The organism is Paenarthrobacter nitroguajacolicus (assembly GCF_031455195.1).
GTDB classification, from domain to species: domain Bacteria; phylum Actinomycetota; class Actinomycetes; order Actinomycetales; family Micrococcaceae; genus Arthrobacter; species Arthrobacter nitroguajacolicus_D.
In genome coordinates, this window is sequence record NZ_JAVDSH010000005.1 from 244,549 (window position 1) to 257,074 (window position 12,526).

The window sequence follows — 12,526 nt, forward strand, 5'->3', positions numbered from 1 at the left end:
TTACTTACGCTTTGGTCAGGATCGCGGTGGGTGCGTCCGCCGCGGTTTCTGCCAGCTCTTCGAACTCGTTCACGCCGTTGATCTCAACGCCCATGGAGATGTTGGTGATCTTTTCCAGGATCACTTCAACCACCACGGGAACCTTGAACTCGCCCATCAGTGCCTTGGCCTTGTCGAAAGCGGCAGGCAGATCGTTCGGGTCCTCAACGCGGATGGCCTTGACGCCCAAGCCCTCGGCAACCTTGATGTGGTCAACGCCGTAGCCGTTGGTCTCCGGGCTGTTGATGTTCTCGAAGGCCAGGGAAACGTTCTGTTCCATGTTGAAGCCGCGCTGGCTCTGACGGATCAGGCCCAGGTAGCTGTTGTTCACCACAACGTGGATGTACGGCAGGTTGAACTGTGCGCCAACGGCCAGTTCCTCGATCATGAACTGGAAGTCGTAGTCACCGGACAGGGCAACAACGGTGGCGTCCGGGGTTCCACGAACCACGCCCAGGGCAGCGGGACCGGTCCAACCCAGCGGGCCGGCCTGGCCAGCGTTGATCCACTTGCGGGCACCGAACACGTGCAGCATCTGTGCGCCGGCGATCTGCGAGAGGCCAATGGTGGACACGTAGGTGGTGTCGCGGCCGAATGCCTTGTTCATCTCCTGGTACACGCGCTGCGGCTTGATGGGCACGTTGTCGAAGTTGGTCTTGCGGTGCAGGGAGCCCTTGCGCTCCTGGCACTCGGCAACCCAGCCTGAGTAGTCCGGCAGGGTCTTGGCGGCCTGGCGTTCGCGAGCCAGCTCCAACAGACCGTCCAGCGCCGCACCGGCGTCGGACGTGATGCCCAAATCCGGCGAGAAAACGCGACCGATCTGGGTCGGCTCAATATCGATGTGAACGAACTTACGGCCGGCCGTGTAGGTGTCCAGACCGCCGGTGTGGCGGTTGGCCCAACGGTTGCCGATGCCGATCACGAAGTCGCTCTGCAGGAACGTCTCGTTGCCGTAGCGGTGCGAGGTCTGCAGGCCAACCATGCCGGCCATCAGCTGGTGGTCGTCCGGGATGGCGCCCCAGCCCATCAGCGTGGGGATAACCGGAACGTTCAGGATCTCAGCCAGCTCAACCAGCTGGGCCGAAGCGCCGGCGTTGATGATGCCGCCACCGGCAACGATCAGCGGGTGCTGGGCTGCGGTCAGCAGGTCCAAAGCCTTTTCCAGCTGCTTGCGGGAAGCCTTGGGCTTCTCCACCGGCAGGGGCTCGTAGGCGTCGATGTCGAACTCGATCTCGGCCATCTGAACGTCGATGGGCAGGTCCAGCAGAACCGGGCCCGGGCGACCCGAACGCATCAGCTGGAACGCCTTCTGGAACGCGCCGGGAACCTGGCCCGGCTCCAGGATGGTCATGGCGAACTTGGTCAACGGCTTGGCGATGGACTCGATGTCCACGGCCTGGAAGTCTTCCTTGTGCAGCTTGGCAACGGGTGCCTGGCCGGTGATGCAGAGCATGGGGATGGAATCTGCCCATGCTGCGTACAGGCCGGTGATCATGTCCGTGCCGGCGGGGCCCGACGTGCCGATGCAGATGCCGATGTTGCCATCAGCTGCGCGGCTGTAGCCGTCAGCCATGTGGCTGGCGCCTTCAACGTGGCGGGCCAGCGTGTGGCGGATGCCGCCGTGGGCACGCATTGCGGAATAGAAGGGGTTGATCGCTGCGCCTGGCAGGCCGAAAGCCTCGGTGGCGCCTTCCTTTTCCAGGATGGCGACTGCCGCGTCAACGGTGCGCATCTTAGCCATGGTGTACTCCTTGTTTTTTGCCCTTACGGGCGAAGTCTGTGGTGTTTTTGGGTGTGGTGAGGGAGCCGCCGTCGTTTAGGTACGACGGCGGGTTCCCTGCTTTTCGTTGCTTGGTGCCTCTGGGCTTACTTCCGGCCGCTGAGCTGGAGGACCTGCTTGAAGAGGCCCGAGTGGTCGAGGCCGCCGTCGCCCTGGTTGACGGTTGCGGCGACGAGCTGGGCGACGACTGCGCCGAGCGGGACGGAGACGTTGGCTTCGCGGGCTGCGGAGGTGACGATGCCGAGGTCCTTGTGGTGGAGGGCCAGGCGGAAGCCGGGGTCGAAGTTGCGGTCCAGCATCTTCTGACCCTTCTGGTCGAGGACCTTGGAGCCGGCCAAGCCGCCGCCCAGGACCTTCAGCGCTGCGTCGGTGTCTACGCCGTAGGCCTCAAGGAAGGCGATGGCCTCGCCGAGAACCTGGATGTTGACGGCCACGATCAGCTGGTTGGCTGCCTTGACGGTCTGGCCGGAGCCGGACGGGCCGACGTGGACGATGGTCTTGCCCACTGCGTTGAGGACATCCTGTGCTGCCTCGAAGTCTGCAGCTTCGCCGCCGACCATGATGGACAGGACGGCGTCGATTGCGCCCTGCTCGCCACCGGATACAGGGGCGTCAAGCGGGCGGATGCCGGCTGCAACTGCATCGTCCGAGAGGCGCTTGGCGACGTCCGGGCGGATGCTGGATGCGTCGATCCAGATGGTGCCCTTCTTCGCGTTGGCGAAGACGCCGTCCTTGCCGCTGACAACACCCTCAACATCGGGGGAGTCCGGGACCATAGTGATGACGACGTCGGCGTCCTTGACTGCGTCCGCGATGCTGGTAGCACCCTGGCCGCCCTCGGAGACGAGCTTGTCGATCTTGTCCTGGCTGCGGTTGAAACCGGTGACCGTGTGGCCGGCCTTGACGAGGTTGATGGCCATGGGGAGACCCATGATTCCGAGGCCGATGACTGCAACGTTGCTCATTGTGGTTCTCTTTCTTGAAAGTCTTTTTAGCTCAGGTGTGCTGGATGGCGAGTCAGCCGCTTAGGCGGGTGGCGCCGTCGTTTGCTAGTTGGCGTTGGCGCGCTGGCGGATGGCCCAGCTGAAAGCCGATTCCTGCGGTTCCTTGTACTCGAGGCCGATGTAGCCGTCGTAGCCGAGTTCGCGGCTGCGGGCGATCCATTCGCCGAGGGGGAGCGTGCCGGTTCCGGGAGCCCCGCGGCCGGGGTTGTCGGCGATCTGGATGTGGCCGAAGTCCTTGGCGTGGTTCTCGATGACGGATTCGACGTCGTCGCCGTTGACTGCCAGGTGGTAGAAGTCGGCGAGGAGCTTGATGTTTTGTGCGCCGGATTCTGCCTTGACGCGGGCGATGACCTTGAGTGCGTCTTCGGCGGTGAGGAGCGGGTACTTGGGTGCGCCGCTGACCGGTTCGAGGAGGACGGTGCCGCCGATGCGGGCGACGCCTTCCGCTGCTGCGGCGAGGTTCTTGGCGGCGAGTTCGTCCTGCTCTTCAGGGGTGAACTCGTCCTGGCGGTTGCCGTAGAGGGCGTTGAAGGCCTTGCAGCCGAGGCGCTCACCGATGCCGGCTACGACGTCGATGTTGTCCTTGAACTCGGAGCAACGTCCCTTCCAGGAAACCAGGCCGCGGTCGCCGCCGGGCATGTTGCCAGCGTTGAAGTTCAGGCCCGTGAGCTGAACGCCTGCGTCCTTGATGGCGTTCTCGAATTCGCTTACTTGTGCGTCGGTGGGGACGGAGGTCTCGAAGGGCCACCAGAACTCGACGGCGTCAAAACCGGCTGCCTTCGCGGCGGCGGGGCGCTCGAGCAAGGGCAGCTCCGTCAGGAGGATGGAGCAGTTCACTGTGTACGTCATCGTAGGTCCTTCCGAGGAGGGGCTTTGATCTATCTTCCGGATGCTTGCTGCTGCCTTGTTGCTTGGCTTCAGTTTCCGCTTTGTGGAATTTAGATTCTGCTTTATGAAAAGTTTAGGGAAGGTGGGGGTGGGAGTCAAGGGGGTGGGTGGGGAGGTGGGGGTTTGGGATACCAGATTCTTGTCTAAGAAGTCCCCAGTCTGCGTGCCGGTCTAGGCGGCAATCCCTTGAGGGCTGCGGCGCCCGAGCCTGGGGGTCCTCTTGAGTGGGCTGGCTTGATGCTCCTAATCGACACTGAAAGGTGGAATCTTGTAAAGATTCCGACGAGACGTATACTTTGAGTGCACTCTGAGTGCATCTAGGAAACCCAAGGAGCCCTCATGTTGCTCGCTCTACGCGTTAAAAACTTCAGATCAATCCGTGATCCCCAGGAACTTAACCTGAGACGCACGCGACCTGCCTTACCGGAGAAGCTCGGGGTGGGATACGAGGCGTGGGATCGATTGGTCACCCCGGTGGTTTCTATTTACGGAGCGAATGCTTCCGGAAAGACCTCCTTTATCGAGGCGCTTCGATTCCTCCTGAGGTGTATCCGCAAGTCGCAAGGCTGGGAGCCGGGTGAAGCTATAGATCGCACTCCGTTCCTCCTTGATCTAGGCTCTCGCAATGAACCCACCGAGCTTGAGGTGGAGTTCGCTATGAATGGCGATAGGTACCAATATGGCTTCAGTGTCAACGATAGTGAGTTCGTGGCTGAGTGGCTTTATGTTTACAAGTCTGCAAAGCCCACAGTTCTTTTTGAGCGCGGTGTTAACGATGAAGGATCTTGGACATTTGGTCGTTCATTAAAGGGACAGAATAACTCAATAGCAAAAAGGACCCGACCAAATGCGCTGTTCCTTTCGGCGGCAGCGAGCGACGCTCATGAACTGATGACTAGGGTTTTTGAGCATCTCATCGACAATGTGCTGATCTATAACTCATCTGGCTACGAACATGCCCACAGCAAACTTTCTACACGCATGTTTAAGGATAAGAAGTTTGCTGGACAGCTTACGGAGATCTTAAGAGCCAGTGACACTGGCATCAGGGGTGTGCATATTGAAGTAAATGATCAGACACCCGAGCAGCGTAAGGAAATAAGAGGCCAGCTCGTTGCAAGTGGAATGAGTGAGAAGCGAGCTGACACCATCCTCGATCAATGGGAAGCGGATACTAAATACGTACTCTCCTTTGAGCATCAAGCCGGCGAAGGTGTTCATAGGTTGCCGCTCGAAGTCGAGTCGACAGGTACACAGGCCCTTCTCTCGCACGGCGAAGCCGTTTTGGATGCGCTGACAACGGGTGGCGTCTGCGTTTTCGACGAGATCGATACCAGCTTGCATCCTTTACTTGTAGCTGAACTCGTCAGGCTCTTCCAGAGTCCCGCAACGAATCCCCTTCAGGCGCAGATCATTTTCACAACACACGAGGCCTCACTGCTAGATCCTGGGGGATCGACGCCGGGGAGCCTGGATCGAGATCAAGTATGGGTCACTCAGAAGGACGACTTCGGATCCACAAACTTGACGGCATTCAGTGACTTCAAGCCGCGACCGAATGAGAACTTGCGCCGCGGTTACATGTCAGGCAGGTTTGGAGGGTTGCCTCTAATCCCGTCGGACAAAGGCTACGCGGAGGCGATCAGCTAGTGTCTAGGCGAAGTTTTGGTAAGCCGACCAGTAATAGACCCAGGCGGGCGGGCTCCCGGCCCCAGTACCTAAAAGTCTTGATAGTCACTGAAGGTGAAGTAAGTGAACCGCAGTACTTTGAGTTCGTCAGAACTCAATTGAATTCTTTTGGTGTCAGTGTAAAGTGCGTTCCGGGAAAGGTGGATCCACAACGATTGGTTCAGAAGGCAGTCGAACTACGAGACAAAGAAGTATCTGCCTTTGGTGAATCCGGTGGATATGATGCTACATGGGTGGCAGTGGACGTAGATCGTCATGCAAAGTTGCCGGCGGCCATGGAACTTGCTCAACGACAAGGTGTCTCCATGGCTATCAGCAATCCATGTTTCGAAATCTGGCTTCTTCTGCACCTAGTGGATCATTCTGCTTTTGCTGAGACGAAGGATATTGTGACCAAGTGGCGTATGAAATCTGGAGCGACGGATAAGTCGATCGACTGGACAAAGCTGGTGGGTCAATTTGAAATCGCTGAGAAACGCTCCCAAGGTAATCGGGTAATGCATGAACGAGACGGAAAGTCTCATCCGGACGACAATCCAAGTTCGAACATAGATGAATTGGTTCGTCTGCTTCTGGACGGCGCTCGTGCCTCCTCAAACAATACTGAGTTGTCTCTTTGATCTAGTGCAGGGCTAAAGCCGTAGGGCGAGCATGCATCTACCTCGTTGGTTTGTCGGCCGTGTCGGATCTGCTTGCGCTTTGGAGGACTAACGTGCTGGCTATTTCGACTCGTGCGAATAGCCGCCCTGGATTCCTCCGTGTGGAGTAGTTGGATCGGTTGTCAGTGTTGGATGAAGATCAGAAGCCGGCATTCCAGTCGATAGAGTGGGCAAGGGCACGGCGGCGAGGACCATCGTCGCTGCTCGCGGAAGGACAAATAATGGCTCGGCCGACAGTGCAGGACGTCGCCAAAACGGCGGGTGTGTCCGTGGGTACGGTTTCGCGCGTCTTGAACGGGAGCTCGGCTGTAAGCGAGGCGGCCAAGGAAAAGGTCAACGCGGCCATCCGTCAGCTCAGCTATCGCCCATTGGCCTCCGCGCGGGATCTTCGAAGAGACCGGACAATGCGCGTTCTTGCGCTGGCCAAGAACCTAGACTCGCTCGTCATCAGCGAAGTCTTCCGAGGTGTCGGCGATGCTGCAGCTGACTCGGGCTACGTCAGCCTCATCGCAGCCACTGACGGCGATCTGGATCGCGAACAGCAACTGGTCGACATGCTGCGGAACGGATCTGTGGACGGACTCGTCATCTTTTCGCCAACAATGCCGGACGACGACGTCAACACGGTCGCTGAGCAACTGAGCGTGATCCAGGTCTGTGAAATCGTCGACGCCGAGGCCGCTTTCGGGGTGTCCATCGATGACCGCCAGGCCGCCTACGACATCACCAAGCACCTGATGGACACGGGCGCCAAGAAGCTGGCCATGCTCGCCCATAGGGGAGCCCGCTCGGGCCGGCTCCGGGAAGAGGGCTTCCGCCAAGCGCTCACGGAGCAAGGCCTGGAACCCGACCAGATCCTGTTCGGCGAAGGCAACTTCGGCTTCCACGCCGGCCGTACGCTCGCCAGGAAGCTTCTCAAAGCAAAAGACCGCCCGGACGCCGTTTTCTGCGGAACCGACGTCGTCGCCGCCGGTTGCGTTCGGGAACTCACGGATGCCGGACTCCGAGTTCCACAAGACATCGCCGTGGCAGGTTTCGACGACTCGGCCCAAGCAGAGATGTGCGTCCCAGAGCTGACCACGGTAAGACAACCGGCCTACGAAATGGGCCGAGTCGCCTTCGCTGAACTCCTCGACCGCATGACAGTGCCAGGCGCTCATCGCCAGGGAAGAACCTTCCTCGCGCACGAACTCGTCATCCGAGACTCCACCAAATAAAGAGGGTTGACAGCCCTCCGTGGTCCCTGTCACACTACTTTGGAATCGATTCCACGGCCGCAAGGCCGATTCTTTTGAATACATTTGGAATCGATTCCACGGATCAAAAAGAACCACCGGCAAAGAAGCCACCCTCAGCATGCGGGACAGCCAAAACGCGTACTGAATGCCACCGCCCACAGACCCCAAAGGAGCCACTTGTGGACTTGAACCGACCTGCTTTCCCGCTCCAGAGTCAGAACAAAGCCCCACGAAACCGCACGACGCTAGCGGCCACCGCGATGGCCGCAGCCCTCCTCCTCAGCGCATGCGGCGGGGGAGCCGCACCCCAAGGTGCGGAACAAGCGGCAGCTGCCGATCCGGCGTCGGGCGCTAATGCCAGCGGCGCTGTGAACATCTGCGGCGTCAAGGACGCGAGCGGCATCTACAAGGGCACGGCGGAGGCGTTCACCAAAGCGAATGGCAAAGTCACGGCCAAGTACACGGAGATCGGCGCCACCACGGATGAAGCCCGCACGCAGATCGTGCAGCGGCTTGAGGGCAAGTCCACAGAGTGCGACCTCTTCGTCACGGACGTCATCTGGACCTCCGAGTTCGCCTCCCAGGGCTGGCTGCTGGACCAGACCAAGCTGGTGGAAGCCAACAAGGACCGGCTCATTCCCTCCACTGTGGAAACCACCAAGTACCAGGACAAATACTGGGGCTCGCCGTTCTTCACCAATGCTGGGCTGATCTACTACCAGAAGGACAAAGTAGCCAAGCCCGAGTCCTGGCAGCAGCTCTACGCAGAAGCCGCGAAGGCTCCCGGCAACGGCTTCGTCTACCAGGGTAAGCAGTACGAGGGCCTCACGGTGAACTTCCTCGAAATGCTCTACAGTGCAGGCGGCGAAGTCCTCAACGACCAGGGCGAGGTGAAGATCGACTCCAAGGAAACCCGCGACGTCCTCAACTTCATGAGCGACGGACTCAAGAACGGCTCAGCCGACCGCGCCGTCCTCACCTACAACGAAGACCCGGCCCGCCTCGCGTACGAGTCCGGCGACTTCGGATACCAGCGCAACTGGCCGCACGTTTACCGCCTGCTCAACGCGACACCGCTGGCGTCCACCTTCGGCGTCGCGCCGTTGCCGGCATGGGAAGGCGGCAAGGCTTCCGGCGTGCTGGGCGGCTGGAACCTGGCGATCTCGGCCCACTCCACCAACCAGTCCGGGGCTGTCGCGTTCATCGACTTCGCCACCAGCCCGGACTGGCAGAAGCACGTGGCTATGGACTACTCCCAGGCACCGGTCAACGAAGCTGCCTACTCTGATGCCGCGGTGCTCCAGAAGATGCCGTTCGCCACGGAACTCCTCGCCTCCGTGAAGGGTGCCAAGCCGCGCCCGATCTCCCCGGTCTACCCGCAGATCAGCCAGGCGATCTACAAGAACGTCTATGCCGTCCTCTCCGGCACCGCCTCCACCGAGGACGCCGTGAAGAAGATGGCTGACGAAATCACCACCGCCAAGGCGAGCTTCTAGCTATGGCCATCAAAACAATCCCGGCAAGCCGCGGCCCAGCAAAAACAAGCGGCCGCGACCGCGCCGAGCGCAAGCTCGCGTTCCGCATGACCGCGCCGTCGCTGGTCATCATGGCGCTGGTTGCGGCGGTCCCCATCGGCTATGCCATCTGGCTCTCGCTGAACCAGTACAGCGTCCGCACCGCAGGCCTCTCCCGTTTTGTCGGCCTGGAAAACTACATCAACGCCCTGGCAAGCCGGGAGTGGTGGGCTGCGTTCGGCCAGACGTTCCTCTTTGCGGGCCTCTCGGTCAGCTTGGAACTCGTCCTCGGTACAGCCATGGCGCTGCTGCTCAACCTCGCGTTCAAGGGCCGCGCCGTCCTGCGCACCGTGGTTTTGCTGCCGTACGCCATCATCACCGTGGTCAGCGCCATCACCTGGCAAACGATGTTCCAGCCCAACATGGGCCTGGTCACCAACATCCTCTCCGCATTGGGGCTGCCGGGCGGCGACGTCGTCTGGCTCGGTGAGCACGGCTATGCGATGGCCGTGATCGTCATGGCCGACGTCTGGAAGACCACGCCCTTCGCGGCGCTCATCATCCTGGCCGGCCTGCAGGTCATCTCCGCCGAAACGTACGAAGCCGCGGAACTCGACGGCGCCAGCAAATGGCAGACCTTCGTGAACATCACCCTGCCGCTCCTACGCCCGGCAATCGTCCTCGCCGCGATCTTCCGCACCATGGATGCCCTCCGCGTCTTCGACCTGCCGTTCGTCCTCACCCGCGGCGCCAACGGCACCGAATCCATGTCCATGCTCGCCTACACGCAACTGCGCGAAAACCGGTTGGTGGGCGAAGGCTCGGCGCTGTCCATCCTGACCTTCCTCACCGTCATGGTGGTCTCGGTCATCTACGTCCGCTTCGCTGGCGGCAACATCCGCGACGTCGCGAAGGAGGAACAATGAGCACGCTGACTGCAGAACGCCCGACGGCGGAACTCGCCACGCGCCCCAAGGCGCCGAAGCGTCGCTTGCGTGGGGAATCGAAACTGCATCCCTTGGTGTGGGTGTTCGTGGTGGCCGTCATGGCCTTTTCGCTCATCCCGTTCTACTGGCTGGTGAACACGTCCCTTAAGAAGGGAGCGAGCCTGTCCCAAGGCGAGCTCTTCCCGAGCCAGCCGACCCTCGAGAACTATCTGGTGGTCTTCCAGAACCCCGAGTTCCTCCTGGCCTTGCGCAACTCGGTGATTATCGCCGTCGTGACTACAACCGTGGCGCTGGTGTTCGCGTCCTTCGCCGCCTATGCGCTGGCCCGGCTGAAGATGCGCCGCAAGGCGATGATCCTGACGCTGATCCTCTCGGTCACCACGTTCCCGGCCATCGCCATCGCGGCGCCGATGTTCTCCATCTGGCGCGAAATCGGCCTGTACGACACGTTGCTTGGCCTCATCATTCCGAAGCTGACGTTTGCGTTGCCGCTGGCGATTTACACGCTGACGTCGTTCTTCAAGGAGATCCCGCGTGAGCTTGAGGAATCCGCGTATATGGATGGCGCCACACCGTTTGTGGCCTTCCGCAAGGTGATCCTGCCGCTAGCGGTGCCCGGCTTGGCGACGACGGCGATCCTGGTGTTCATCTCGGTCTGGAACGAATTCCTCCTGGCCGTCACGCTGACCACCTCGCCCGAAGCCCGGCCCGTGCCGGTCGCGATTGCCTTCTTCAGCGGCACCAGCGAGTTCGACCAACCCCTGGGCACCATCAGCGCGGCGTCGGTGATCATCACCGTCCCGCTCGTGATCCTGGTGCTCGTGTGCCAGAAGCGCATCGTTTCGGGCATGACGGCCGGCGCCGTCAAGGGCTGACCCCAAACCTAGTAACCACAGAAAGAACAGGAACAACGTGAGCATTCAGCAGCAGGCCCCGTCCGCAACCCTCAAAGTAGGAGTTGTGGGCATCGGTTGGGCCGGCCAGCAGCACCTCAAGGCGTACAGCAATATCGACGGCGTCGAGATTGTCGCCGTCGCCGGCATGGAAGCTGATCTTCTTGCCCAGCTGAAGGAGGAGTACAGCATTCCCCACGCCTTCGCCCGCTGGGAAGACATGATCGAGCTCGAAGGCCTCGACGCCGTCAGCGTCGCCGTGCCGACGTTCCTGCATGCGCCCATCGCGATTGCTTCGCTTGAGCGGGGACTGCACGTGCTGAGCGAAAAGCCGTTGGCGCGCAACGCCGTCGAAGGTCAACAGATGGTGGACGCCGCCCGCAAGGCTGGCCGCGTCCTTGACGTTGCGTTCAACCACCGCCGCCGCGGCGACATCCAGGCGCTCAAGGAAGTAATCGACGCCGGGACGCTGGGTCGCCCGTACTACGCCAAGGCATCGTGGCTCCGGCGCCAAGGTATTCCGATGCTGGGCAGTTGGTTCACCAACCCGGAGCTCGCCGGCGGCGGACCGCTGGCTGACATCGGCGTGCACGTCCTGGACTATTCGCTGCACCTCCTCGGTGAGCCCAAGGTTCTGGCTGTTTCCGCGTCGACCCATTCCGAACTCGGCCCACGCGGACTCGGCGGCAACGCCCGCTACACAGCTTCGAACTCCAGTCATAAGTTTGAAGTGGAAGACTTCGCCTCCGCGTTCATCCGGCTGGAAGGCGGCGGTACCTTGATCCTGGAAGCGGGCTGGGCCACGTACCGCGACGAGCGGGACCTCATGGACTTCACCGTTTACGGGACCGACGGCGGCGCGGACTTGCGCTCGGTCGGCGCCTCCGAGAACCCGGTCGCGGACGTCCACGTCTTCACCGAGAAGGACGGCGAAAACGCCGACTTCGAAGTGGTGGCCGAACCCGGCAGAGCCCACCAGGCCGTCGTCGACGACTTCGTCGCCGCTGTGCGCGGCGGCGAGACTGTGTGGGGAAGCCACGACGGTTCGCTCGCCCTCAGCCGTGCCCTGGTGCTCGACGCCTGCTACAAATCCGCCCTCGAACAACGTGAAGTGGTGCTCTGAAATGTCTGATGCGAAATTGAAGATTGTCGTCTGGAACGAAGCTGTCCACGAGGCCCGCAACGAGCCTGCAACCATTGGCGAGATGTACCCCGAAGGGATCCACGGCGCCATCGCCGCCGGGCTGCGCGGCTTCTACCCGGACTCCGAAATCACGACGGCGACACTCGCCGATCCCGAGCACGGCCTTTCTGAAGAGGTGCTGGAGCAGACCGACGTGCTGCTCTGGTGGGGGCACATCGCCCATGGGGAAGTCGCGGAGGAAGTGGTGGAGCGCGTGCAGCGGCATGTGCTCGGCGGAATGGGACTGGTGGTGCTCCATTCCGGGCACTTCGCCAAGATCTTCACCCGGTTGCTGGGTACCACCTGCTCGCTGAAGTGGCGCAACGAGGGCGAACGCGAGCTGGTGTGGACGGTCAAGCCGTCGCACCCCATCGCGGCAGGTATCGAGAGCCCGATTGTGATTCCGCAGCAGGAAATGTACGGCGAACTGTTCGACATTCCCGAGCCCGACGACCTGATCTTCATCAGCTCGTTCACCGGGGGAGAGGTGTTCCGCTCCGGCGTGACGTTCTCGCGCGGCAAGGGCCGGATCTTCTACTTCAGCCCCGGCGACCAGGAATACCCGGTGTACCACCAGCCACAGATCCAGAAGGTCATCGCCAACGGTGTCGGCTGGGTGGCCCAGCCCGGCGTCTTCCGCGAAGCGCCCGAGGTTTCCAACCCTTCGCGGGGCTGGTTCGAGGCTTAGAGAC

10 protein-coding genes and 1 pseudogene are annotated in these 12,526 nt (G+C 61.2%); 8 read left to right on the plus strand and 3 right to left on the minus strand.

From position 1 onward, the window contains the following. Positions 1-4: 4 nt before the first annotated feature. The 3 genes and pseudogenes from gcl to J2Y68_RS13090 form a co-directional block, all read right to left on the minus strand. Positions 5-1,780 (minus strand): glyoxylate carboligase, encoded by a 1,776-nt coding sequence (gcl, locus tag J2Y68_RS13080; RefSeq protein ID WP_309994052.1) that lies wholly within the window; start codon positions 1,778-1,780, stop codon positions 5-7. Between the two features lie 125 nt (positions 1,781-1,905). Further along, positions 1,906-2,790: pseudogene (locus J2Y68_RS13085) on the minus strand (2-hydroxy-3-oxopropionate reductase); the annotation flags it as partial. Positions 2,791-2,868: 78 nt separating this feature from the next. After that, the gene (locus J2Y68_RS13090; RefSeq protein WP_309994054.1) at positions 2,869-3,672 is read right to left on the minus strand and encodes a hydroxypyruvate isomerase family protein; all 804 of its coding nucleotides are present in this window, start codon (positions 3,670-3,672) and stop codon (positions 2,869-2,871) included. 378 nt (positions 3,673-4,050) lie between these two features. Here J2Y68_RS13090 and J2Y68_RS13095 point away from each other — a divergent pair, with 378 nt between their 5' ends. From J2Y68_RS13095 to J2Y68_RS13130, 8 genes are all read left to right on the plus strand, one after another. Next, a complete protein-coding gene (locus tag J2Y68_RS13095) occupies positions 4,051-5,361 on the plus strand; it encodes an AAA family ATPase (protein WP_309994058.1) in 1,311 nt (436 codons plus the stop codon). Between the two features lie 77 nt (positions 5,362-5,438). After that, positions 5,439-6,020: an RloB family protein gene (locus J2Y68_RS13100; RefSeq protein ID WP_309994061.1), complete on the plus strand. Its 582-nt coding sequence runs from the start codon at positions 5,439-5,441 to the stop codon at positions 6,018-6,020. A gap of 260 nt (positions 6,021-6,280) precedes the next feature. Further along, on the plus strand, positions 6,281-7,276 hold the full coding sequence (locus J2Y68_RS13105; protein ID WP_309994063.1) for a LacI family DNA-binding transcriptional regulator: 996 nt from the start codon (positions 6,281-6,283) through the stop codon (positions 7,274-7,276). Positions 7,277-7,476: 200 nt separating this feature from the next. Next, positions 7,477-8,793 carry an ABC transporter substrate-binding protein gene (locus J2Y68_RS13110; protein ID WP_309994065.1) on the plus strand — a complete coding sequence of 439 codons (1,317 nt, stop codon included), beginning with the start codon at positions 7,477-7,479 and terminating at the stop codon, positions 8,791-8,793. A 2-nt stretch (positions 8,794-8,795) separates the two neighbouring features. After that, on the plus strand, positions 8,796-9,737 hold the full coding sequence (locus J2Y68_RS13115; RefSeq protein WP_309994066.1) for a carbohydrate ABC transporter permease: 942 nt from the start codon (positions 8,796-8,798) through the stop codon (positions 9,735-9,737). Then, complete coding sequence (locus J2Y68_RS13120) at positions 9,734-10,633, plus strand: carbohydrate ABC transporter permease (protein ID WP_210065905.1); 900 nt, start codon at positions 9,734-9,736, stop codon at positions 10,631-10,633. The genes J2Y68_RS13115 and J2Y68_RS13120 overlap by 4 nt, the downstream gene beginning before the upstream one ends. Positions 10,634-10,670: 37 nt before the next feature. After that, the gene (locus J2Y68_RS13125) at positions 10,671-11,774 is read left to right on the plus strand and encodes a Gfo/Idh/MocA family protein (RefSeq protein ID WP_309994079.1); all 1,104 of its coding nucleotides are present in this window, start codon (positions 10,671-10,673) and stop codon (positions 11,772-11,774) included. A 1-nt stretch (position 11,775) separates the two neighbouring features. Continuing rightward, positions 11,776-12,522 (plus strand): ThuA domain-containing protein, encoded by a 747-nt coding sequence (locus J2Y68_RS13130; protein ID WP_309994081.1) that lies wholly within the window; start codon positions 11,776-11,778, stop codon positions 12,520-12,522. The last annotated feature ends 4 nt before the right edge of the window (positions 12,523-12,526 follow it).

Coding starts and splice junctions, on each gene's coding strand:
- gcl (WP_309994052.1), bottom strand. CDS start 1,780: ATGGCTAAGATGCGCACCGTTGACGCGGCAGTCGCCATCCTGGAAAAG.
- J2Y68_RS13090 (WP_309994054.1), bottom strand. CDS start 3,672: ATGACGTACACAGTGAACTGCTCCATCCTCCTGACGGAGCTGCCCTTG.
- J2Y68_RS13095 (WP_309994058.1), top strand. CDS start 4,051: ATGTTGCTCGCTCTACGCGTTAAAAACTTCAGATCAATCCGTGATCCC.
- J2Y68_RS13105 (WP_309994063.1), top strand. CDS start 6,281: ATGGCTCGGCCGACAGTGCAGGACGTCGCCAAAACGGCGGGTGTGTCC.
- J2Y68_RS13115 (WP_309994066.1), top strand. CDS start 8,796: ATGGCCATCAAAACAATCCCGGCAAGCCGCGGCCCAGCAAAAACAAGC.
- J2Y68_RS13120 (WP_210065905.1), top strand. CDS start 9,734: ATGAGCACGCTGACTGCAGAACGCCCGACGGCGGAACTCGCCACGCGC.
- J2Y68_RS13130 (WP_309994081.1), top strand. CDS start 11,776: ATGTCTGATGCGAAATTGAAGATTGTCGTCTGGAACGAAGCTGTCCAC.